Here is a 22517-nt window from a genome sequence, read left to right as displayed (position 1 = left end):
TTAGCAATAGAACGACTATTGTTTGCAATCAATGCCTTGCCTAAATCGCTTTTAATTCCAACTGAAACTCGCATCTTGAGGTGATTTGGGTATAATCATATCGAAAGAAAAATGTGACCCGTAATGACAGGAAGAACATGAAACAAATCGACATAGACGACGAGTTATATCAGTACATTGCAAGCAATACACAGAGTATTGGTGAGAGTGCATCCACTATTTTACGTCGTTTATTAAATCTCAACGGCGAAAAAATTAACACCACTAAACTAGACACTGATCATAAAAATGAAACCGTTAGTGTGTCTAATTCATCACTTGAACAACCTATAGCAGACGTTGAACAGCCAACCCAAGTGGCAAAACCGCCGGTAAATAAAAAAAATGCAAACGTATTTAATATTTTAAATAAAGAAGAATTGGCGATGCAAAAAGGCGTTGTAGGTCGTTTTTTATTTATTTTAAGTGCATTTTATCGAACGCATAAAACAGACTTCTCTGCGGTGCTAGATATTAAAGGTCGAGATCGTGTTTACTTCGCGACCAGTAAAGAAGACTTAGTGAATAGCGGTAGTAGTATGAACCCAAAAAATATCACTGACAGTGAATATTGGGTGATGACCAATTCTAATACCACGCGTAAAAAAATGATGCTGCATGAAGTTGCACTTAGTTTAGGCTACAGCAACGAGCAAGCTGAAAAAATTCGTGATTATCTTTAAGGAAAGACCATGGCAATTCATTCCGGCGCAGGTAAAACTGCACCACAATCGGCTTTAGTGAATGTACCAAAGTTAGTGTCTGCGTATTATTTAAATGAGCCTGACTTAGAGCAAAACCCCGAGCACTGTGTTGCATTTGGCACCTCAGGGCATCGAGGCTGTGCCTACGATGTAAAATTTAACGAATCGCACATATTATCAATTACCCAAGCTATTTGTGATTACAGAAAACAGAACGATATATTTGGTCCGTTATTTTTAGGTAAAGATACCCACGCACTGAGCGAGGCGGCCTTTAACTCAGCAATTGAAGTGTTGGTTGCTAATGAAGTCCAAGTTATCACCCAAGAAAATGGTGACTTTACTCCAACGCCAGTTATTAGCCATGCTATTGTTAGTTATAATAAAAATCATCCTAATGAGCTTGCCGATGGCATTGTAGTGACTCCATCTCATAATCCACCAGAAGATGGCGGTTTTAAATATAACCCGCCCAATGGCGGTCCTGCAGACACAGACGTTACAAAATGGATTGAAGACAGAGCCAATCAATTATTATTAGAAGACTTAGTTGAAGTAGAACTGTTTCCTTTTGCTAAAGCTTCACGTTCTGGTTTTATTCGCTACGAAGATTTAATGACGCCTTATATTGATGATTTAAAAAACATTATTAATTTAAAAGCGATTAGCGATGCAGGCATCAAGATTGGTATTGATCCATTAGGTGGCTCAGGCATTAACTTTTGGCCAGTGATTGCGCAAAAATATAATTTAGATTTAACGGTCGTTAATGACAGTGTTGATCCACGTTTTGCATTTATGCCGCTTGATAAAGATGGCAAAATTCGTATGGATTGCTCATCACCTTATTCAATGGCTAATTTAATTGCGCTTAAAGATGATTTTGATTTATCGATTGGTAATGACCCTGATTATGACCGTCACGGCATAGTAACACCAGATGGGTTAATGAATCCTAATCACTTTTTAGCCGTAGCGATTGACTATTTACTAACGCATCGTGATTGGGATGCCAGTGTTGAAATCGGTAAAACCCTTGTTTCTAGCTCAATGATTGACAAGGTAACTGAGCGCAACAAGCGTAAAGTAAAAGAAGTACCCGTTGGCTTTAAATGGTTTGTTGAGGGTTTAAACAAAGGCAAATTGGCCTTTGGTGGTGAAGAAAGCGCTGGTGCGGCTTTCTTACGTTTTGATGGCACGGTTTGGTGTACAGATAAAGATGGCTTTATCATGGGCTTACTCGCCGCTGAAATTCTTGCAGTTACAGGTAAAACACCGTCTGCGCTGTATAAAGAACTAGAGCAAGAATTTGGTGCGCCACTTTATAAACGCCTAGATGCGCCAGCAACGCCTGAGCAAAAGTCGCGATTAAAAGCACTCAGTGCTGATGACGTAAAAGCAGATACCTTAGCGGGTGAGCCTATTTTACAAAAGCTAACTCATGCGCCAGGTAATAATGCAGCTATTGGTGGGCTAAAAGTGGTAACTGAAAGCGGCTGGTTTGCGGCGCGTCCGTCAGGTACGGAAGATATTTATAAAATTTACTTAGAATCATTTAAAGGCGAAGAGCACTTAGCTTTATTAGAAAAAGAAGCTAAAAAACTGGTTGATTCAGTGATTAGCTAATATGCAATTACAACTAAAAACGGCTGATTTTATCAGCCGTTTTTGTATCTATAATTTTAAAAAAGGGCTTTTATCGTTATGTCAGCCACTGCAGAATATATTAATCAATTAAAACAAGATGGTGATTTTTTAACGCTTTCGCGTAACCATGAATGGCATTTAGAGGCAGGTCAATTTACGCTTAATAACAATACTCAGGTTACCATACACGATACCGGAGTAATTGAGTTTGAACCAGATTGTATAACTTCAAAAAATGTGGTGCTATCCAGTGCCATTCATGGCAATGAAACAGCCCCCATTGAAATTTGCGATGAACTCATTAAACACATTATTAGTGGGCAACTTGAATTACAACAACGTGTTTTATTTATTTTTGGTAATCCTCAGTCAATTAATATTGGTAAACGATTTGTAGAAGAGAACTTAAACCGCTTGTTTAACGGCCACCACACTGTTGATGGCATTGCGATGAACGACGAACGCGTTCGCGCTGATAAACTTGAGCAATATGTTAGCGATTTTTATGCGCGTTCAGAGCAGGGTACGTATCGCTGTCATTATGATTTACATACCGCTATTCGCGGTTCTAAAAACGAAAAATTTGCTGTTTACCCATTCTTACATGGCAAGCCTTGGAAAAAGTCGCAACTGCAGTTCTTATTAAGCTGTGGTGTAAATACAGTATTGATGATGAAGTCGCCTGCTACCACGTTTAGCTACTATTCGTCGTTTGTGCATGGGGCTGACTCATTTACTGTAGAGCTTGGGCAAGTGAAACCCTTTGGTGAAAACGACATGTCACGCTTTGCAAAAACAAAACAAACTCTAACTGCATTAATTAGCCAAAAAGAAGTAAAATACCCAGAATTTAATGCAAGCGACTTTGAGTTGTTTTCTGTTCATCGAACTATTAACCGCACAGAGCAAAACTTTAGTTTTCCGTTTTCTGACGATGCCGAGAATTTTACAGGGTTTGCAAAGGGTGAGCTTTTAGCCACCGATGGCGATAATGCCATATATGCCGACGTAGAAGGGGAAGCAATTATTTTTCCTAACGCACAGGTTGCCATTGGGCAACGTGCATTACTCACGGTAGTCCCTATGCAAGTGGATAGCCGCTTTAGCTAAATCAACACATCAGACCACTTGTTATGAAAGTTTAACCAACTGATTAATAAGTGGTTAATTTTATGTATAGTTAACTTGCCAGTTTTTTGCTCATTATTTACTTTTCTTTGGTCACAGTTTTGTTGAATAACACTTTACGTTAACGTAAAGTGTTGGCAGCTTTAATTAAATACAGTGCAGATGTTGCAAAGTTTATTCAGCAACTATCACCCATAATAATAATCCAAAGGGGCGCTGTGATACCGACAACAAAAGAAGGTAGGTTATGAGTAATCCCAATAACGTATCGCTGAATATTAATCATGAGCTTGAGTTTATTGACGGCCACGCACTTAATATTCCAACCCTGAGTATTTTAACTGAGGACGGCGACATTCATCCTAGTGCTCCTGCACCTGATATTTCTAAACACACCGCTATTAAATTATACGAAACCATGCGTTTTATTCGTTTATTGGATGAACGTATGCAGGGTGCTCAACGCCAAGGCCGCGTCAGCTTTTACATGCAATGTTTAGGGGAAGAAGCGGCGGTAACAGCCTCTGCTGCAGCCCTTGAACAAGATGACATGATCATGGCGCAATACCGTGAACAAGCAGCCTTGCACTACCGTGGATTTACCCTTGATCAATTTATGAACCAAATGTTTTCTAATGAATTAGATTTAGGTAAAGGCCGTCAAATGCCGATCCATTATGGCTCTAAAGCACTTAACTACATGACCATTTCATCACCTTTGGGAACACAAATTCCACAGGCTACGGGTTACGCATATGGTCAAAAAGTAAAACACATTGATGCTAAAACAGGTGAACTAGCAAGTACTATTGATAACGTTACTATTTGTTATTTTGGTGAAGGGGCTGCTTCAGAAGGTGATTTTCATGCAGGCTTAAATATGGCTGCAGTACATAAAGCACCGGTTATCTTTTTTGCACGTAACAATGGTTATGCTATTTCAACCCCAGCCGATGAGCAATTTAAAGGCGATGGGATTGCATCGCGTGGTGTGGGTTATGGTATTAAAACTATTCGTGTTGATGGCAGTGATGCGCTCGCCGTTTACGCGGCTACTAAAAAAGCCCGCAAAATTGCTGCAACACAAGGTGAACCGGTATTAATTGAATCGATAGCGTATCGTTTAGGTGCGCATTCAACATCAGATGATCCAAGCGGTTACCGTTCAAAAGATGAAGAAGCAAACTATAAAACATGCCCAATTGAGCGCTTTAGAAAATGGTTAGTAAAACAAAATTGGTTAGATGACGCAGAAGATATCAAAGCGAAAGAAACAATTCGTGATGATATTTTAGCGGCACTAAAACGCGCTGAAGTAATTGATAAGCCGGCGTTAGAAGAGCTAATTTCAGATGTTTACGATACGCCAATTCCATCTTTACAACGTCAATATGATGAACTTAAAACGCATATAAAAGCACATCCAGACGCCTACCCAACAACAGCAGGGAGAATTAAGTAATGGCTAAAATGAACATGCTACATGCAATTAATTCTGCTTTAGATATCACCATGAATGAACATCCTCAAGCGTGTATTTTTGGTGAAGACGTGGGTTATTTTGGCGGTGTTTTTAGAGCAACATCAGGGTTACAAGAAAAGTACGGTAAGCATCGCGTATTCAATACCCCGCTCACAGAGCAAGGTATTTTAGGCTTTGCAAATGGTTTGGCAGCCTTTGGTGCACCTGCATTGGCAGAGATTCAATTTGCTGATTACATCTTTCCTGCGTTTGATCAAATTGTGAATGAATCGGCTAAGTTTCGTTATCGTAGTGGTAATGAGTTTAATGTGGGTAATCTAACGATTCGTACACCTTACGGTGGCGGTATTGCTGGTGGTTTGTATCACTCGCAATCGCCAGAAGCGTACTTTGCTCACACGCCAGGGTTAAAAATTGTCGTGCCGCGTAACCCGTACCAAGCTAAAGGCTTACTGCGTGCGTGTATTAAAGACGACAACCCAGTGCTATTTTTTGAGCCCAAACGTTTATACCGTGCTTCAACTGGTGAAGTGCCTGAGGAAGATTACAGCATTGAACTTGGTAAAGCTGAAGTGGTTCAAGAGGGTACTGACGTTACTTTATTAGCGTGGGGTGCACAAATGGAAATTATAGAAGCAGCGGCAAAGCAAGCCAGTGAACAGGGCATTAGCTGTGAAGTGATTGACCTTCGCAGTATTTTACCATGGGATGTTGAAACGATTGCTAAATCAGTGACTAAAACAGGCCGTCTTATTGTTAGTCATGAAGCACCTATTACTAACGGTTTTGGCGCAGAAATAGCCGCAACCATCGCTCAAGAGTGTTTTCTGCATTTAGAGTCGCCTATTTTACGTGTTTGTGGCCTAGATACGCCATACCCGCTGGCGCTCGAAAAAGAATATGTTCCAGATGCATTAAAAGTAATGGCCGCAATTAAACAATCAGTGAACTTTTAGGGGTTTCCATGGCTAAAGATTTTATATTACCTGACATTGGTGAAGGCATAGTTGAATGCGAAGTAGTCGAATGGCTGGTACAAGAGGGCGACACTGTAAAAGAAGATCAGCCTATTTGTGATGTGATGACAGATAAAGCCTTAGTGCAAATTCCAGCGGTACACGATGGGGTGATCACTAAGCTGCATTGTAAAAAAGGCGATATTGCTAAAGTACATGCGCCGTTATTTGCAATGGATGTTGCCGGTGAAGCGCCTAGTGAAGAGACTCAAACAGCTTCTTCACCAACAAGTACTCGTGAACACTTAGAAGACTTTATTTTACCCGACATTGGTGAAGGTATTGTTGAGTGTGAAATTGTTGAATGGTTAGTTGCAGAGGGCGATGAAATAGAAGAAGATCAAGCCGTTTGTGATGTAATGACCGATAAAGCATTAGTACAAATACCAGCTAAATACACCGGTACAGTGCAAAAGCTGTATTATCAAAAAGGTGAAATTGCGAAGGTGCATAGCCCATTATTTCAAATGACGGTTGCAGGGCAAGTCGCAAAAGAAGACGTTGATGTTAACCAAGCAGTTGTAAAAGCACAAAGTAACGCAACGTCAGACGCACCTGCTAAGCAAACGCAAACTGCAATAGTTAACGAAAAAGCGGTTGCATCACCGGCGGTTAGGCGTAAAGCGCGTGAGCTTGACGTTGATTTAACCTGCGTACCAGGTAGTGGTAAAAATGGCCGTATTTATAAACAAGATATTGAAGCGTTTATAAAAAATGAAGTGCCATCTGGCATGGATACCTCTGAGCTTAACAAGCCACAAACTACCCAGAGTAAAAACACTCTTAGTACTGAACACGCAACTAGCGCGGGTGGAACGCGAACAGAAGTAATTAAAGGCATTAAAGCGGCCATGGCAAAACAAATGGTGGCTTCAGTTTCAACGATTCCGCACTTTACTTACAGTGACGAAATTGATCTAACTGATTTAATTGCACTTCGAACTGATCTTAAAGAGCAATATAAAGCACAGGGCGTTAAACTTACGATGATGCCGTTTTTTATTAAGGCATTATCTTTGGCAATGACTGAATTCCCGGTACTTAACTCAAAAGTAAATGATGATTGCAGTGAAATTACCTACTATGATGATCACAATATTGGGGTTGCAGTGGACTCTAAAGTGGGCTTATTAGTACCAAATATTAAAGCCTGCCAAACTAAGAGTATTGTAGAGGTGGCTAATAATTTAACGCAATTAACTGACTCAGCTCGAGAAGGCCGCGTAGCACCAGATGATTTAAAAGGCGGTACTATTAGTATTTCTAATATTGGTGCAATTGGTGGCACTATAGCTACACCAATTATTAATAAGCCAGAAGTGGCGATTGTTGCCTTAGGTAAATTACAGCACCTTCCGCGCTTTGACGAGCAAGGGCAAGTGGTATCGCGTGCAATTATGCAAGTAAGTTGGTCAGGGGATCACCGTGTAATTGATGGCGGCACTATCGCGCGCTTTAATAATTTATGGAAAGAATACTTAGAGCAGCCAGCTAAAATGATGATGGCTATGCGCTAAGTCTTTATATTCATTTATAAATTAAAAAACCAGCAACTAGCTGGTTTTTTTATAACTAAATAAATAAAAGCTAGACTGATTTAGCTCAGAAAATACAGGCCATAACCAACCATTAATGCCGGTATGGCGGTATAAATTGTAGCAATAATAGCCGCTTTAGGTGTCATGGCAATGGCTGGGAAAAGCGCATCGCCATCGTTGGAAATGGCATTGGCCGCTAATGCGCTAAACGGAATAACCCCTTGAATATATAAAGTGGTAACAATTATTTGCGGGCCACAGCCAGGTAAAAAACCAATTAATACCGCTATGAGCGGGGCCATATAAGCATAATTTAAAAACCATGTTTTTAAGTCAAGGCCAAACACTGTTACCAGTAGTTCAAATAATATAAAGGAGGCAACCACCCACGCGGTTACAAAATGAGTATCTTGCAGTACTTTTGTGAGTTTTGAAGGTGGACTGCATATATCATCTTCTGAGGTTACTTCTTTATAGCTTTCACCTTTTGAAGATAACGCCCACATAAATACGACAAACAACGCCATTAATGCGCCAAAATGAGTAACAGTGAATGTGGTGTACTGCCCAAATTGGCTCAAATCAATATTAAAAGCGAGTAAAAAGGCAATGAGTAACCCCGGAATAATAGCGATGTACCAAATAGGCTTACTGAGCGTAATTATCTTCGTCGGTAAAAGGGTAATCTGTGGTGTGTGCTTTTGATCAGTTGGGCATAAGTAGCCTGTTTTATGAAGTGTGTTGACGATTAAACCCGTTACAGAACCAACCACAAACCCTATTGCCATGATGGTTAAACCCTCGGTAGGGCGAGTCGCTAATAATAAAAACGCGGCATCACCCATAGTCGCCGTTAATACAGCCACAATTGCGCCAAAGCTAGCTTGGCCTTTTGTAAATTGAGTCACCACAATAATCGCGCCACCACAGCCTGGTAACATGCCTAAAAAAGCAGCAAAGCTGACCTCTAATACCGGTGACTTAGCATTTAGGTAACGAAGCTCTAGTTGGGGTAAATGATCAATCGCGTAGTAGTAAATAAATAAGGTCGCAGCAACAAACACACTCACTTGAAAAAAAGCATCACTGAGTGCAGTAATTGTTATGGTGCGTAAATCGGGCAGGGCTAAACAGACTAAAATTAACAGAGGTAAAATTAGGCGTTTATTTTGATGAAAAACACGTTTTGCAGCTGGCGAAATAACTCCTAAATGGGATGTTAAAAACATACAGTACGACCTAATTAAAGAATGAGATCGCACTGTACTATTTTATTAAATGATAATCAATATCATTTAAGTGTTGCCGCAGTAGTTACTTTTTACGTTGAAACTCTGAGTTTTCATTCCACGTAGGCCACTGAGTTTGTTGTGAAATATCAAAACCTACTTTATAAAATAATTGTAAATCTTGAACCGCACCTGATAAATCCCACTCATCGCGGTATCTATCACAAGGTTGATGGTAACAACCACGCAGTACTAAGCTCATACGCTTACGGTAATTTGCAGTTTCATCGTCAAACGCTTGTGTACCGCCACCGGCATACATGGCAGGAACACCCATATTAGCAAAGGCAAAGTGATCTGAGCGGTAGTAGCCACCTGAAGATGGTTTAGGGTCGCCCGATACTGTTCTGCCTTGCTCTTTGGCCGCAGTTGCTAATAGCTCATCCATTTGTGATTTACCAATACCCACCACACTAATATCTTTTACTTTACCTAATAGGTTTAAGCTGTCCATATTAATATTTGCAACGGTTTTATTAGCTGGAATAACTGGATTCGCGGCATAATATTTCGAGCCTAATAAACCTTGCTCTTCAGCGGTTACCGCTAAAAAGGTCATTGAACGGTCAGGGCGTTTACCTAGTTTGGTAAAGGCTTCGGCAACTTCTATCATACCGGCTGTACCTGTCGCATTATCGTGGGCACCATTATAAATTTGATCGCCTTTACGATTTTTATCCGTTCCTAAATGATCCCAATGCGCAGAGTAAATAATATGCTCATCGGGTGTTTTACTACCAGGAAGAGTGGCAATGAAGTTATAAGATACCGATTTTTTGATGGTGTTTTTTACATTCACAGTGGCTGTTAAATCGCCCATATCAACATGGTAAGCACCTTTGGCAGCGTTTGCTTTGGCGGTTTCAAAATTAAGGCCTGCTTTAGAAAAAAGCTCTTTTGCAACATCAACAGTAACCCAACCTTCAACAGCAACACGGTCCATATTATTGTTTTCTTTTACGAAACCAAATTGCTCGCCACTCCATGAGTTCTCAACCACAGACCAAGGGTAAGACGCTGGAGCAGTTTCATGAATAATAATAGCACCAGCAGCACCTTGACGGCTTGCTTCTTCGTATTTGTAAGTCCAACGCCCGTAATAGGTCATTGCATCGCCGGTGAATAAAGCAGGATCTTTAGTTGCAAAACCCGGATCGTTTACCAGCATAACAACGGTTTTACCTTTAACATCTAGGCCTTCGTAATCATTCCAGTTATATTCAGGTGCGTTAACACCGTAGCCCACAAATACAAGCTCCGAGTTTTCAATTCCTTCTTGCGCACTAATACGGCTACTACCCATAACCATGTCTTTTTTGTATTGGTAGTCTTTACCGCCAATATTAAGCACCATATCAGAGTCTGCTTCTAACGATACAAGCGGCACTTCTTGGAAAAAGCTGTCGCCATTACCCGGCTCAAAGCCTAAAGCAGTAAATTCTTTTGTTAAGTAATCAAGCGTAAGCTTTTCACCTTCAGATGAAGGAGCACGTCCACCAAATTCATCAGAAGCTAACACTTTTACATGCTTAGCAATTTCATCCGCTTGAATGCTGTTGTAGCCTTTAGCGACATCATCAGATGTAATACTTGTTGTTGCACAGCCGGCTAAAATTGCCGTTGTTATTAGGGTCAAAGAAAAATAACGTTTCATATTGGCTCTTTTTTTGTTCTAAGTGGCATTAGTATATGAACTTCTGTTAATTAGAACCAGTTTTTGCGGTAAACTGTTGCTGATAAAAATGTACAGTAAAGGTAACAATGAAGCGTTTTACTCCCCCAGAACAATTTCAAGTAACGAGTATAAATGGAGGTGCATTTGAGCACCTTCGTCAGCTGTTTAAAATAGATCAGCAAACAGACTGGCCTGAGCCTGCGTACTTTACCCCGTATTTAAACGCCATCAATGCTAATAATCTGCCAATTCGTTTTGTCGATGATGCCAAGGTTGATTTTGCTGAGCGCTATTATGAACAAGTCATTTTTGAAACAGGGGACGTGCCCACCCGACAACAAAACTGGCATGATCTGTTTGGTGGTTTTATTTGGTGCTTATTTCCAAAAACAAAAGCCCTTATTAATCAGCGTCATGTTGATGAAATAGCGTTGCATGGATTAAAACAACGAAGTAAACACCGTAACGCACTGACCTTGTTTGACGAGTGTGGGGTTGTGCTAGCTGTCAGCGAATCACAGTGGAAAGAGTGGTTAAGAGATCATCAATGGAAGACTGCATTTGTAGAGCACAAAGTACAGTGGGGTAAAACCATTGCGCCTTTCATGTTTGGCCATGCTAATTATGAAATGTTAACCAAACCTTATATTGGACTGACTGGCAAAGCCTTATTTGTAAATGTACCGGATGAAATATTTTGTAAAGATTTAGTAACTCAATACCAGTACCTAGATCAGCGCCTTTATGAGATGATTAAAACTGATGATTGTTTAGCCGATAACAAACAGCTTTCACCTTTACCTTTATTAGGTGTTCCTGGTTGGTTTGATGAGAATAACAATCCATCATTTTACGATAACACGGACTATTTTAGACCGAAACGAAGGACACGAAAATGATAGAAGTTACCGCGCTTAAAAAGAAGTTTAAGCTCACTAAAGATCATAAAAAAAATAAAATAGATGATATAGACCCCCGTGAAGATAAAGATTATTTTCACTCGGTTAAAAATGTCAGCTTTAGCTGTGCAAAAGGCGAAGTACTAGGGCTATTAGGACCGAATGGCGCGGGCAAAACCACGACGTTAAGAATGATCTCTACCGCTTTAAAACCGGATGATGGCAGTATTACTATTGCAGGAAACGACATAATTAAAAAGCCACTCATTGGGCGCAAGTGTATTGGTTTTTTATCTGGCTCTACTGGTTTATATGGTCGTTTAACGGTAAAAGAAAACATAGAGTACTTTGCAAAACTGCACGGCATGAGCAAGCAGGCTATTAAGGCACGCTGTGAAGAATTATTTACCTTACTTGATATGCATAAATTTATTGATAAACGCGCTGAGAACCTATCAACCGGCATGAAGCAAAAAGCCAATATAGCGCGTGCTGTGGTACACCACCCAGACGTTGTTATTCTCGATGAGCCAACTACCGGCCTCGATATTATGACCACCCAAACGGTGATCAACTTTATTAAAGGCTTAAAAGCACAAGGTATTCCTGTTATTTTTTCTACGCATCATTTAGATGAAGTAGCACTTTTATGTGACCGCGTTGCGGTAATTAATGAAGGCGTTAGTTGTTTTGATGGCACGCTTGCTGAATTTAAACAGGCAGGCAACAGTGAAGAATTAAATCAAGCGTTTATGAACATATTAACGGAGAAACATGATGTTTGAAGTATTTAAAAAGGAATTAACAGAGCTACTACGCGATAAAAAAACCTTATTGTTCGTGGTGGTATTTCCTATTGTGGTTTTCCCGTTGTTATTTGCTGTGGTTGCGTTTATATCCTCGCAAGCTGCGCTTGATGCTGAACAAAAAGTAAATACCTATGTGATTATCAATGGCGACTATGCACCAGAATTTACTGATAAAGTGTTTTATCACAAAAGCTTTGAGTTATATAAAGGTGATAAAACCTTCAACAGTATTGAGGAGCTAAAAGCTGGTGTAAACGCCGGCGATATCGACATGGGAATATACCTGCCAAGTGATGCAGTGCAAACATTAAATGAGCAAAAGCAAAGCGAATGGCAAGTTGTATTTAATGATTCAAAATCAATTAACTTCTTATTTGAGCGTGTCAAAGAGCTTGCTAAAGAGTACAGCGATACTTTACAAGAAAGTAAATTATTGAGCTTTGGTATAGATAAAAGCGCACAAGAATCTATTTTAAAGCCAGTTAATGTAGTTAAAGTAGACACTGCCGATAAGCGTGAAAACCTAGGTGAAAAAGTGGGTGGGTTTTTACCTTATCTACTTATTCCGTTAGTACTGGTAGGCGCAACGTATCCTGCTATTGATTTAGGGGCCGGTGAAAAAGAACGAGGTACCTTAGAAACCTTATTACTTACACCTATTACTCGTACCGAGCTAGTATTGGGTAAATTCATTACTCTACTAACCACGTCAATTGCATCAACCACTATAACCGTAATTAGTATGGGGTGTTGGATAGCCTTAGCGCTGGCTTTTGCTGATCTTGAATTTATTAAAGCCGCTTTTAGTACATTGGCTATCACAGACTTACTAATGATTTTTGTCTTATTATTGCCTATAGCTGCAACCTTTTCTGCATTAGCTCTGGCAATATCAATCTATGCACGCTCGTTTAAAGAAGCGCAAAATTACATGACGCCATTAAGCATGGTCGTGTTTTTCCCGATTATTATTTCAATAATGCCTAACATGGAACTGACTTCTAAAACGGCGTTTATTCCCGTGACTAACGTCGCCTTAGCGATTAAAGAAATTGTTAAAGGCACCGTTGATTACACGCTAGTGGGATTGATATTCCTAGCAACAGCAATCATCGCTGGGGCACTCCTGGCATTTTGTGTGAAATGGTTTAATCGTGAAGATGTGTTGTTTAGATAATTCATAAGTATAAAAAAGGTCGCAGAGCGACCTTTTTTATTAATTATTACTAGGTTTTAGTGCTGAAATGAGTACTTAAAAAATCGAGCTTGGCTTACAGAAATTAAATAAAAACCGCTGTATAGAAAAAACCATACAGCGGTTTTTTAATTAATTTTAAGCTTATGCATTAAATTGATTTTTGATTGTTTCAATCGCGCTATCAATATCTATCATTAGCTTTTCACCAGTGCGGCGGTTTTTAAGTTCTACCTTGTTTTCATCAAGGTTACGCTCACCAATTACAAGTGTGTAAGGTACACCGAGTAATTCCATGTCGTTAAACATAACACCAGGGCGCTCTTTACGGTCATCAAATAGCACATCTAAACCTGCATCTTTCAAACCTTGATATAGATTATTAGCAATATCAGGGATGCGATGCGATTTATGCATATTCATTGGCACAATTGCTAAATCGAAAGGGGCGATGGCTTTAGGCCAGGTAATACCGTATTGGTCATTATTTTGCTCAATGGCAGCGGCAACTACGCGCGATACACCAATACCATAACAACCCATAGTCATTGTTTGGTTTTTACCCGATTCGCTTAATACACCTGCTTTCATTGCTTCTGAGTACTTAGTACCTAGTTGGAAAATATGACCAACTTCAATACCGCGCTTAATTTGCAACGTGCCTTGACCACACGGGCTAGGATCGCCCTCAACAATATTACGGATATCAGCAACCTCGTAGTCTGTTACGTCGCGATCCCAGTTAATACCACTAAAGTGCTCATCGTCTTTGTTGGCACCAGCTACAAAATCAGCCATTACATTCGCGGTTCTATCAACAATAATTGGCATGTTTAAGCCAACAGGGCCTAAAGAACCCGGTTTTGCGCCAATGGCAGCCACAATATCTGCCTCGGTTGCCATTTCTAATGGTGCAGCAACCAGTGGGTGTTTTTCAGCTTTAAGTTCATTAAGCTCGTGATCGCCACGCAGTACTAGTGCAACTAAGCCACGTTTTCCGTCTTCATCAGGGGCGCCATAAACAATCAGTGTTTTAACACCGCGATGTGGTTTTACACCATAGTGTTTTTTCAGCTCATTAATTGTTTTAGCATCAGGCGTTGGGAATGCTTTTAGCTCTTTGCTTGCTTGTGGGCGCGATTCAGTTGGCGCTAGCGCTTCTGCTTTTTCAATATTAGCGGCGTAGTCACTAGCATCACTAAAGGCAATAGCGTCTTCGCCAGATTCAGCAAGTACGTGAAACTCATGCGATACACTACCGCCTATAGAGCCGGTATCAGCAATAACAGGGCGGAAATCAAGGCCTAAACGTTCAAAAATATTACAGTAGGCTTTGTGCATAACTTGATAAGTTGCATCTAAACATTCATCGGTTAAATGGAATGAGTAGGCATCTTTCATAGTAAATTCACGAGCACGCATAACACCAAAGCGCGGACGACGTTCGTCACGTACTTTAGTTTGTACTTGGTACAAAGTAATAGGCAGTTGCTTGTAGCTGTTAATTTCTTTGCGGACAAAATCGGTGATCACTTCTTCATGGGTAGGACCCATAGCAAATTCACGATTGTGACGATCGGTAAAGCGCATAAGCTCTGGACCAAACTCACTCCAGCGGCCCGATTCTTCCCATAAGTCAGCCGGTTGAATTACTGGCATTAGCATTTCAATTGCGCCTGCTTTATCCATTTCTTCGCGTACAATGTTTTCTACTTTTCTAAGCACACGTAAACCAGAGGGTAGCCAAGTGTATAAACCCGAAGCGACGCGACGGATCATTCCGGCTCTAAGCATTAATTGATGCGATACAATTTCCGCATCTGATGGCGTTTCTTTAAGTGTAGCGAGTATATATTGACTAGTACGCATGTTTTTTCCGAAATAGAGTAATATGTTCTTTTAATTAAGGCGCTCAGTTTACCAGCGGATGCATTGACACTAAAGCGCTAAGTGATTTTTTATCGCATTTTATAGCCATAGCAGGGTTTTAAAGTTAGTTTAACTGGGCTCTATATGAGTAACCAGATGATGAGAGTCAGTCACTTGCCAGGTAATGTTGTATTCATACAAATTCATACCATAACTTTGCATGCCTTGTTTTTGCTTTTTATACGCTGGGCGAGGATCTTGTTTTAGCACATTGCTGATAAATGCTTGTAGCTCAGGATAGTGGCTTTGTTTATTTATAAATTCCAAAGCTTGCTCACTAAATTCAACACTCATTTGAGTTTCTGGACGCGTATCGGCAAATCCAGCGCTTGCATCAGGTAAAGCGTCTGAATAGGGCAAATAAGGCTTAATATCAACAATAGGTGTACCATCAAGTAAATCAATACCGGCGAGCAATAACGCTAACTGCCCATTTTTGTATTCAATTCCCTCTAACTTAACAGCACTCATCCCTATAGCGTTAGGTCTGAATGTAGCGCGTGTGGCAAAAACGCCTTTACGTTCATTGCCACCAAGGCGCGGCGGGCGCACCATTGCTGAATAGCCTTTATCCGCGGTTTCATGAAAACGAAATAACAGCCAAATGTGGCTAAATTCATCTAAACCACGAACAAATTCTTCACGATTAAAATCTGGAGCAAAAATAAGTTTAGCTTTTGCTTCTGGCACTAATCGAGGTTGTCTAGGAATGGCAAACTTTTGTTTATACGGTGATTGAATATGGCCAATAGCCGAAATCTGATAATCGCTCATAATGCTCGCTAACAAATAAAATAGGGGGGTATTCTACCTGTAATTACCATTGGTGGCATTAGCTTAATATAATCAGCATAAAGAGAGTTTAGACTGATTGGTTTAAATGTGGAATAAAAAAGGGCAAGGCTAAACCTAGCCTTACCCTTACATTGCAACTATTGAGTTGTTATTAAAACATATATTGGAAAGATACTGACGCAACGTCCATTTCTGGATCAATATCATCATCTAATTCGTAACGCTCATACTCTAAACGCACTTGCATATTGGTTGTGAAAGCATATTCAATACCTGCACCATAAAATACGTCACCACCGTCTTGTGATACGCTAACGCTGCCTACTGGTAGTTCTTGAGTTAAATCAGCATCCCATTCAAACCAACCGCCTTTTGCATAAACAGAAAAATCTTCAGTGATTGGCGCTGCAAAACGCGCTGCTAGTGATACCCCATCAATTTCTGCTTTACTGTCTATGTCACTCACTTCATCAAAATTTTGATAGGCAAGTTCAAGGCTTAAATGTTCATTAAATTGAGTGCCGATATAACCTTTTAACATTTGCGCGTCGTCATCGAAATCGGTGTCGTTTTCGCTATCTTCAAACTGAAATGAATATTGGCCGTAACCAATACCCGTATAAATACGTGGAGAGTCCATGTCGGTAACATCAGCCTGTGCTGCTGAATTAAAACCCAGTGTTGCTAAAGCAAGTGCAGAAAGAGAAAGTGTTTTAATCATTGTATAGCTCCTTTAAAAAATAAAATCTAATGTTCGATAGATTCATCAAACGTCGATTTACTAATTGCAGTGAACATGCCAATAATTTTTTTGTTTAATATTTGCTCTTAAAGTGTGTTTATTGAACTTTTTTGGTGGTTTTAGTACGCAAAACATTCAACTGTTAAGCGTACTGTTAATTTGTAAAAAAATAAAAATTGTAGAATTTACAGCTTGTTGTAGTTTATACATACCTGCAAAAGGTACCGAATTAGACTTGATAAAGTAAGTTTTCTGTTTCTATCGCTATTTGTTTCATTTTAATGGCGTAATTTTCTAGCTTTTTATCTTCGTCAGTAACAGATGTGAATTCAGGAACGGCAACAGGGTAACCCGTCTCATCCATAGCAACAAAACTTATTACACAATGATTAGTTTCAACTAAGTTTTGGGTTTTAGGGTCGCCACAGCGTACTTGAATGAAAATTTGCATACTGGTTTTACCAGTGTGTGCAATTTTGGCTTCCACTTCAACAATTTGGCCAACCAAAATAGGACGGCTAAACTTAACGCCCGCAACCGATACGGTTACGCAGTAATGACCGCTCCAACCTGCAGCACAGGCATAGCCTGCTTGGTCAATCCACTTCATGACCACACCACCATGCACCTTTCCACCAAAATTTACATCGGTAGGCTCTGCTAAAAAACGAAAAATTACATTCGACGACGCCATAACACACTCTCATTTATTCATATTACTTAACAGCATAGCGCAAAAAAGGGGCCGAAGCCCCTGCAATTTAGGATAAGTTTATAATTTCTTTAGAAAGGTTGTTACATATTGGGGTAGTTAGGACCGCCAGCACCTTCAGGAGTGACCCAGGTGATATTTTGGCTTGGATCTTTAATATCACAGGTTTTACAATGCACACAGTTTTGCGCATTGATCACAAAGGCTTGCTCGCCTTCGACTTCTTGTACTTCATAAACGCCGGCAGGGCAGTATCGCTGTGCAGGTTCATCAAATTTAACTAAATTTACCTTAATCGGAATTGATGCATCTTTGAGTTTTAAATGACACGGCTGCGATTCTTCATGATTAGTGTTTGATAAAAATACCGAAGAAAGCTTATCAAAGCTGAGTTTGCCATCAGGCTTCGGATAGGCAATCTTTTCAGCTTGATCAGCGTCTTTTAAAGTGGCGTGATCGGGTACGTTATCTTTAAAACTAAACGGTAGGGCACCCTTAAATATGTTTTGATCAAGGGTGTTGTATGCACCGCCTGCAAATTTACCTAATGTATGCATTGCAGGGCCAAAGTTACAAGATTGATACAGCTCTTTATACGCCCATGATTTTTTAAACTCAGCAGTGTACTGGGTTAAATCAGTGTTAGCTAAATTGTTTTGTAGCGCATTAAAAATGACCTCAGCGGCTATCATGCCTGACTTCATAGCCGTATGATTACCTTTAATTTTTGCAAAATTAAGCGTGCCTGCATCACAGCCCACTAACAAGCCACCCGGGAAATGCATTTTAGGCAAAGAGTGTAAACCGCCTTTGGCAATGGCGCGCGCACCATAAGCAATACGCTCACCCCCTTCGAGGGTGTTTTTAAATACCGGGTGGTGTTTTAAGCGCTGAAACTCATCAAATGGGCTTAAATGTGGATTTGAATAATTTAAATCAACAATTAAACCAACCACCACTTGGTTGTTTTCGCTATGATACATAAAAGCACCACCGCCAGTATCGCCACTCAATGGCCAACCGGTTCCGTGAACTACTTTACCAAGCTGGTGTTTAGATTCATCCACTTGCCAAATTTCTTTAAAGCCTAAACCGTAATGCTGTGGCGAGCTTTCATCGTCTAAAGCAAACTGATTGATCAGTTGCTTACCTAAATGGCCGCGACAGCCCTCAGCAAATACCGTGTATTTAGCACGTAACTCCATACCCGGCATGTAACCGTCTTTTTCGTCGCCGTTTTTATCCAGCCCCATATCACCGGTAATAATGCCTTTAACAACATCATCTTCAATAATAAGTGAATGAGCACTAAAGCCTGGAAAAATTTCAACGCCTAAGCTTTCTGCTTGTTCAGCAAGCCAACGACATACATTCCCCATAGAAACAATGTAGTTACCGTTATTATGAAATGTGTTTGGGGTTGCAAAATGAGGGATAGAGGTTGCTTTTTGTCCGTTATTAAACCAATAAATTTCATCGCTTTGGACTTTAGTCGTAACAGGCGCGCCCAATTCTTGCCAGTTTGGCAGTAGCTCATCCAATGCTTTGGTTTCAAAAACAGCACCCGATAATACATGCGCGCCCACTTCAGAGCCTTTTTCAACCACACAAATCATGCACTCTTGTTGTTTTTCTTGTGCTTGCTGTGCGAGTTTAATTGCTGTTGAAAGCCCAGCAGGGCCTGCCCCTACAACAACAACATCAAATTCCATGGTTTCGCGTTCAATCATAATAACCTCTTTATCTATGACGGACTCACTTTTGCCCTGTAGGCAAAAAGTAAGCTAAGCAACCTGTTATTTTGTGATGCAAATTAAACGTTACAGGTTGTGAATAGTTTAAGGTTATTTTAGGTTGACGTTTACGTCAACAGGAAGTAGTCTGATTTCATAAAATAAATAGGTTGACGTATACGTTAGCTTATAGGTTTAAATAATTATGGAGTCCCTATGAAAGTTCTCGTACCAATAAAAAGAGTGATTGATTACAACGTAAAAGCTCGCGTTAAACCTGATAACAGCGGTGTTGATTTAACAAACGTAAAAATGGCAATGAACCCATTTTGTGAAATTGCGGTAGAAGAAGCAATTCGTTTAAAAGAAGCGGGTACTGCAAGCGAAGTAGTTGTTGTGACTATTGGCGCTAAAGCATCACAAGAGCAATTACGCACAGCACTTGCCCTTGGCGCTGATAAAGCGATTCATGTTGAAACCGAGCAAAACCTAGAATCTCTCCATATTGCAAAGTTACTTGCTAAAGTGGTTGAGCAAGAATCTCCTGAGCTGGTTATTTTAGGCAAGCAATCTATCGATTCTGATAATAATCAAACGGGCCAAATGCTAGCAGCATTAACTAATCGCGGCCAAGGTACATTTGCTTCAAAAGTTGTTATTGAAAATGGCAAAGTGAATGTAACCCGCGAAGTTGATGGCGGTTTGCAAACTGTTGCACTTAATTTACCCGCGATTGTAACCACCGATTTACGTTTAAACGAGCCTCGTTATGCGTCGCTACCTAATATTATGAAAGCTAAACGTAAACCGCTAGAAGTTATTGCGGCTGATTCGTTAGGTGTCGATTTAACACCGCGTATTGAAGTCGTTCGTGTAGAAGAACCAGCAAAACGCAGCGGCGGCATTATTGTTGAAGACGTTGCACAGCTTGTAGAAAAACTTAAAACAGAGGCAAAGGTGATTTAAATGAAAACTCTTGTAATTGCAGAGCACGATAACGGTGCCTTAAAACCAGAAACCTCAAAAACCATTAATGCCGCTAAAAAATTAGGTCTTGATGTCGATGTATTGTTAGCTGGCATAAATTTAGGTGCGATGAGTGAGTCACTTGCGAGCATTGAGGGTGTTGCAAGTGTATTACTTGCAGATAACGCGGTGTACGAACATCAACTCGCTGAGAGCATGACAGATTTAGTGTTATCACTTGCAGATAACTACAGCCATATTGTGGCAAGTGCCACAACGACAGGTAAAAACTTTATGCCGCGTGTTGCCGCATTATTAGATGTTGCACAAATTTCAGAAATTATTGATGTTATTGACGCAGACACGTTTAAACGCCCAATCTATGCGGGAAATGCCATAGCAACGGTTAAATCACTCGATAATAAAAAAGTGATCACCGTGCGTGCAAGTAGCTTTGATTTACAAGGCGAACAAGCACCAGCTAATGTCACAACCTTAGATACGGTCTCTGATTCACAGTTAAGTAGCTTTGTAAGTGTTGAGCAAACTGAATCTGAACGCCCAGAGCTCACCGCAGCTGATGTGGTTATTTCAGGTGGTCGAGGCATGCAAAATGGTGAAAACTTTGCGCTACTTAATGGTATTGCCGATAAACTGGGAGCTGCAATTGGCGCTTCACGTGCAGCGGTTGACGCAGGCTTTGTTCCTAACGACATGCAGGTAGGTCAAACAGGTAAAATTGTAGCGCCTAATTTATATATTGCCGTAGGTATAAGTGGTGCCATTCAGCATTTAGCAGGCATGAAAGACTCAAAAATTATTGTGGCCATTAATAAAGACCCAGATGCGCCTATTTTCCAAGTGGCTGATTACGGTTTAGTTGCTGATTTATTTGATGTATTACCTGAACTTGAACAAGCTTTATAAAGTTTAATAACCACAGCATTATATAAAGTTAAATATTCTGATTTAAAGCCGCCGTTTCATTCTTGATTCTGCGGCTTTTTTAATTCAATAACGCCACTTATCTAAATTACTTGCGCTTGGCTTTTTTTTATAACAAAGTGACAGCGTTGTCATTTGTAGTCATACAAATTATTAAATAGGAGCCAAAATGACAAGGTATAAAGCGCTTGATGCTATGCGAGGGTTAACCATCGCATTAATGATACTGGTAAATACACCGGGTTCGTGGTCCCACGTGTATGCCCCTTTACTTCATGCCGATTGGCATGGGTGTACACCAACGGATGTAATTTTTCCGTTTTCATGTTTATTATTGGCTCTGCGATGTTTTTTTCATTTAAAAAAACCAACAGCACAGCTAATGCAAGCCAAGTGTTACGGCTGATAAAACGAGGAGCAATTATTTTTGCTATTGGCTTAGCGTTAAATATGTATCCCTTTACCACGAGCATTGAAAACTTAAGAATACTGGGCGTATTACAGCGAATAGGCATTGCCTATATTTTAGCGTCTATCTGTGTATTGTTACTCAACAGGCGAGGGGTGATCAGCTTATCGGTTGTTATTTTAATTGCATATTGGTTACTGCTTTTAAGTGTTGGTCCTAATAATGCGTATACACTAGAGAATAACTTAGTTAGAACGGTTGATATAGCGGTATTAGGTGAATCGCATTTGTGGCAAGGTAAAGGATTAGCGTTTGATCCAGAAGGGCTTTTGAGCACCTTACCAAGTGTAGTAAGTGTTTTATTTGGCTTTGAGGTTACCCGTTTACTTACCAGCTCTAGCAGTCAATGGACAAGTATTAAGCGTTTGTTGGTCATTGGGGTTGTTGGTATCGCTTTAGGGCAATTAGGCTCGCTGATTATGCCAATTAATAAATCGCTTTGGACCAGCACCTTTGTTATTTACACCTCAGGGATTGCCTGTATTGTACTGGCCTTTTTTGTGTGGCTTTGCGACATAGTAAAACCCGAACGTCTTGTTAATCCATTAATTGTATATGGCTCGAATCCGTTGTTTATTTATGTGTTATCGGGTGTGTGGGTACTGAGCTATTCACTGGTTAATATTGGCGAGCTAAACTTGGGGGATTGGATGTATGAGCAACTCGCTTTAGTTATGAGTGCTAAATTGGCATCGTTCACCTTTGCTTTATTACATGTTATTGGCTTTTGGTTAATTTCAAATATGCTTTATAAGCGAAAGATATTTATAAAGATTTAGGACAATAAAAACCAACCCTTAGGTT

General features: G+C 40.2%; 19 protein-coding genes. 12 read left to right on the top strand and 7 right to left on the bottom strand.

Annotated features, from left to right (window positions below):
* The first annotated feature begins 137 nt into the window (after positions 1-137).
* The 6 genes from seqA to PSM_RS07860 all read left to right on the top strand — a co-directional run bounded on the left by seqA (position 138) and on the right by PSM_RS07860 (position 7534).
* On the top strand, positions 138-722 hold the full coding sequence (seqA, locus tag PSM_RS07885) for a replication initiation negative regulator SeqA (RefSeq protein ID WP_008113782.1): 585 nt from the start codon (positions 138-140) through the stop codon (positions 720-722).
* Between the two features lie 9 nt (positions 723-731).
* Complete coding sequence (gene pgm / locus PSM_RS07880; RefSeq protein WP_013465002.1) at positions 732-2369, top strand: phosphoglucomutase (alpha-D-glucose-1,6-bisphosphate-dependent); 1638 nt, start codon at positions 732-734, stop codon at positions 2367-2369.
* A 78-nt stretch (positions 2370-2447) separates the two neighbouring features.
* Positions 2448-3500, top strand: a complete 1053-nt coding sequence (gene astE / locus PSM_RS07875) for a succinylglutamate desuccinylase (RefSeq protein ID WP_013465001.1) — start codon at positions 2448-2450, stop codon at positions 3498-3500.
* Positions 3501-3765: 265 nt separating this feature from the next.
* On the top strand, positions 3766-4980 hold the full coding sequence (locus PSM_RS07870) for a thiamine pyrophosphate-dependent dehydrogenase E1 component subunit alpha (RefSeq protein ID WP_013465000.1): 1215 nt from the start codon (positions 3766-3768) through the stop codon (positions 4978-4980).
* Entirely contained in the window at positions 4980-5957 is a 978-nt protein-coding gene (locus PSM_RS07865; RefSeq protein WP_013464999.1) for an alpha-ketoacid dehydrogenase subunit beta, read from the top strand. Before PSM_RS07870 ends, PSM_RS07865 begins: the two co-directional genes overlap by 1 nt.
* Before the next feature lie 8 nt (positions 5958-5965).
* Positions 5966-7534 (top strand): dihydrolipoyllysine-residue acetyltransferase, encoded by a 1569-nt coding sequence (locus PSM_RS07860; protein WP_013464998.1) that lies wholly within the window; start codon positions 5966-5968, stop codon positions 7532-7534.
* A gap of 80 nt (positions 7535-7614) precedes the next feature.
* Here the strand turns inward: PSM_RS07860 and PSM_RS07855 are convergent, their stop codons facing one another.
* Together PSM_RS07855 and PSM_RS07850 are read right to left on the bottom strand one after the other, a co-directional pair.
* On the bottom strand, positions 7615-8784 hold the full coding sequence (locus tag PSM_RS07855; protein ID WP_013464997.1) for a putative manganese transporter: 1170 nt from the start codon (positions 8782-8784) through the stop codon (positions 7615-7617).
* Between the two features lie 85 nt (positions 8785-8869).
* Entirely contained in the window at positions 8870-10498 is a 1629-nt protein-coding gene (locus PSM_RS07850; RefSeq protein WP_013464996.1) for a M28 family metallopeptidase, read from the bottom strand.
* Between the two features lie 107 nt (positions 10499-10605).
* Between PSM_RS07850 and PSM_RS07845 the strand changes: the two genes are divergently transcribed.
* From PSM_RS07845 to PSM_RS07835, 3 genes are read left to right on the top strand one after another with little or no spacing between them, the layout of a single operon-like run.
* Entirely contained in the window at positions 10606-11418 is an 813-nt protein-coding gene (locus PSM_RS07845; protein WP_013464995.1) for a DUF3025 domain-containing protein, read from the top strand.
* Positions 11415-12203, top strand: a complete 789-nt coding sequence (locus tag PSM_RS07840) for an ABC transporter ATP-binding protein (RefSeq protein WP_013464994.1) — start codon at positions 11415-11417, stop codon at positions 12201-12203. Before PSM_RS07845 ends, PSM_RS07840 begins: the two co-directional genes overlap by 4 nt.
* A complete protein-coding gene (locus tag PSM_RS07835) occupies positions 12196-13404 on the top strand; it encodes an ABC transporter permease (RefSeq protein ID WP_013464993.1) in 1209 nt (402 codons plus the stop codon). Before PSM_RS07840 ends, PSM_RS07835 begins: the two co-directional genes overlap by 8 nt.
* Before the next feature lie 162 nt (positions 13405-13566).
* Here PSM_RS07835 and PSM_RS07830 read toward each other — a convergent pair whose 3' ends face one another.
* The 5 genes from PSM_RS07830 to PSM_RS07810 form a co-directional block, all read right to left on the bottom strand.
* Positions 13567-15291: a proline--tRNA ligase gene (locus tag PSM_RS07830; RefSeq protein WP_013464992.1), complete on the bottom strand. Its 1725-nt coding sequence runs from the start codon at positions 15289-15291 to the stop codon at positions 13567-13569.
* Positions 15292-15420: 129 nt separating this feature from the next.
* A complete protein-coding gene (gene tsaA / locus PSM_RS07825) occupies positions 15421-16125 on the bottom strand; it encodes a tRNA (N6-threonylcarbamoyladenosine(37)-N6)-methyltransferase TrmO (RefSeq protein WP_013464991.1) in 705 nt (234 codons plus the stop codon).
* Between the two features lie 172 nt (positions 16126-16297).
* On the bottom strand, positions 16298-16867 hold the full coding sequence (locus PSM_RS07820; RefSeq protein WP_013464990.1) for an outer membrane beta-barrel protein: 570 nt from the start codon (positions 16865-16867) through the stop codon (positions 16298-16300).
* 250 nt (positions 16868-17117) lie between these two features.
* Positions 17118-17582, bottom strand: a complete 465-nt coding sequence (locus PSM_RS07815; protein WP_013464988.1) for an acyl-CoA thioesterase — start codon at positions 17580-17582, stop codon at positions 17118-17120.
* Positions 17583-17683: 101 nt separating this feature from the next.
* Positions 17684-19330, bottom strand: coding sequence for an electron transfer flavoprotein-ubiquinone oxidoreductase (locus PSM_RS07810; RefSeq protein ID WP_013464987.1), 1647 nt, complete (start codon positions 19328-19330; stop codon positions 17684-17686).
* A 219-nt stretch (positions 19331-19549) separates the two neighbouring features.
* On the opposite strand from PSM_RS07810, the gene PSM_RS07805 reads away from it, so the two are divergent.
* The 3 genes from PSM_RS07805 (at position 19550) to PSM_RS07795 (ending at position 22492) form a co-directional block, all read left to right on the top strand.
* Complete coding sequence (locus PSM_RS07805; RefSeq protein WP_013464986.1) at positions 19550-20299, top strand: electron transfer flavoprotein subunit beta/FixA family protein; 750 nt, start codon at positions 19550-19552, stop codon at positions 20297-20299.
* Positions 20300-21226: an electron transfer flavoprotein subunit alpha/FixB family protein gene (locus PSM_RS07800; protein ID WP_013464985.1), complete on the top strand. Its 927-nt coding sequence runs from the start codon at positions 20300-20302 to the stop codon at positions 21224-21226.
* 342 nt (positions 21227-21568) lie between these two features.
* On the top strand, positions 21569-22492 hold the full coding sequence (locus tag PSM_RS07795) for an acyltransferase family protein (RefSeq protein ID WP_013464984.1): 924 nt from the start codon (positions 21569-21571) through the stop codon (positions 22490-22492).
* The last annotated feature ends 25 nt before the right edge of the window (positions 22493-22517 follow it).

Source organism: Pseudoalteromonas sp. SM9913, assembly GCF_000184065.1.
Lineage (GTDB): Bacteria > Pseudomonadota > Gammaproteobacteria > Enterobacterales > Alteromonadaceae > Pseudoalteromonas > Pseudoalteromonas tetraodonis.
Note: the sequence above shows the minus strand (reverse complement) of the source record. Positions and strands in the feature narration are given on the sequence as shown.

Excerpts from the sequence above, each read along its gene's own strand:
- PSM_RS07850 (WP_013464996.1), bottom strand. The coding sequence starts at position 10,498 with ATGAAACGTTATTTTTCTTTGACCCTAATAACAACGGCAATTTTAGCC.
- PSM_RS07795 (WP_013464984.1), top strand. The coding sequence starts at position 21,569 with ATGTTTATTATTGGCTCTGCGATGTTTTTTTCATTTAAAAAAACCAAC.
- PSM_RS07860 (WP_013464998.1), top strand. The coding sequence starts at position 5,966 with ATGGCTAAAGATTTTATATTACCTGACATTGGTGAAGGCATAGTTGAA.
- PSM_RS07830 (WP_013464992.1), bottom strand. The coding sequence starts at position 15,291 with ATGCGTACTAGTCAATATATACTCGCTACACTTAAAGAAACGCCATCA.
- PSM_RS07815 (WP_013464988.1), bottom strand. The coding sequence starts at position 17,582 with ATGGCGTCGTCGAATGTAATTTTTCGTTTTTTAGCAGAGCCTACCGAT.
- tsaA (WP_013464991.1), bottom strand. The coding sequence starts at position 16,125 with ATGAGCGATTATCAGATTTCGGCTATTGGCCATATTCAATCACCGTAT.
- PSM_RS07805 (WP_013464986.1), top strand. The coding sequence starts at position 19,550 with ATGAAAGTTCTCGTACCAATAAAAAGAGTGATTGATTACAACGTAAAA.
- PSM_RS07845 (WP_013464995.1), top strand. The coding sequence starts at position 10,606 with ATGAAGCGTTTTACTCCCCCAGAACAATTTCAAGTAACGAGTATAAAT.
- PSM_RS07855 (WP_013464997.1), bottom strand. The coding sequence starts at position 8,784 with ATGTTTTTAACATCCCATTTAGGAGTTATTTCGCCAGCTGCAAAACGT.
- PSM_RS07870 (WP_013465000.1), top strand. The coding sequence starts at position 3,766 with ATGAGTAATCCCAATAACGTATCGCTGAATATTAATCATGAGCTTGAG.
- pgm (WP_013465002.1), top strand. The coding sequence starts at position 732 with ATGGCAATTCATTCCGGCGCAGGTAAAACTGCACCACAATCGGCTTTA.
- PSM_RS07820 (WP_013464990.1), bottom strand. The coding sequence starts at position 16,867 with ATGATTAAAACACTTTCTCTTTCTGCACTTGCTTTAGCAACACTGGGT.
- PSM_RS07810 (WP_013464987.1), bottom strand. The coding sequence starts at position 19,330 with ATGATTGAACGCGAAACCATGGAATTTGATGTTGTTGTTGTAGGGGCA.
- PSM_RS07835 (WP_013464993.1), top strand. The coding sequence starts at position 12,196 with ATGTTTGAAGTATTTAAAAAGGAATTAACAGAGCTACTACGCGATAAA.
- PSM_RS07840 (WP_013464994.1), top strand. The coding sequence starts at position 11,415 with ATGATAGAAGTTACCGCGCTTAAAAAGAAGTTTAAGCTCACTAAAGAT.
- astE (WP_013465001.1), top strand. The coding sequence starts at position 2,448 with ATGTCAGCCACTGCAGAATATATTAATCAATTAAAACAAGATGGTGAT.
- PSM_RS07865 (WP_013464999.1), top strand. The coding sequence starts at position 4,980 with ATGGCTAAAATGAACATGCTACATGCAATTAATTCTGCTTTAGATATC.
- PSM_RS07800 (WP_013464985.1), top strand. The coding sequence starts at position 20,300 with ATGAAAACTCTTGTAATTGCAGAGCACGATAACGGTGCCTTAAAACCA.
- seqA (WP_008113782.1), top strand. The coding sequence starts at position 138 with ATGAAACAAATCGACATAGACGACGAGTTATATCAGTACATTGCAAGC.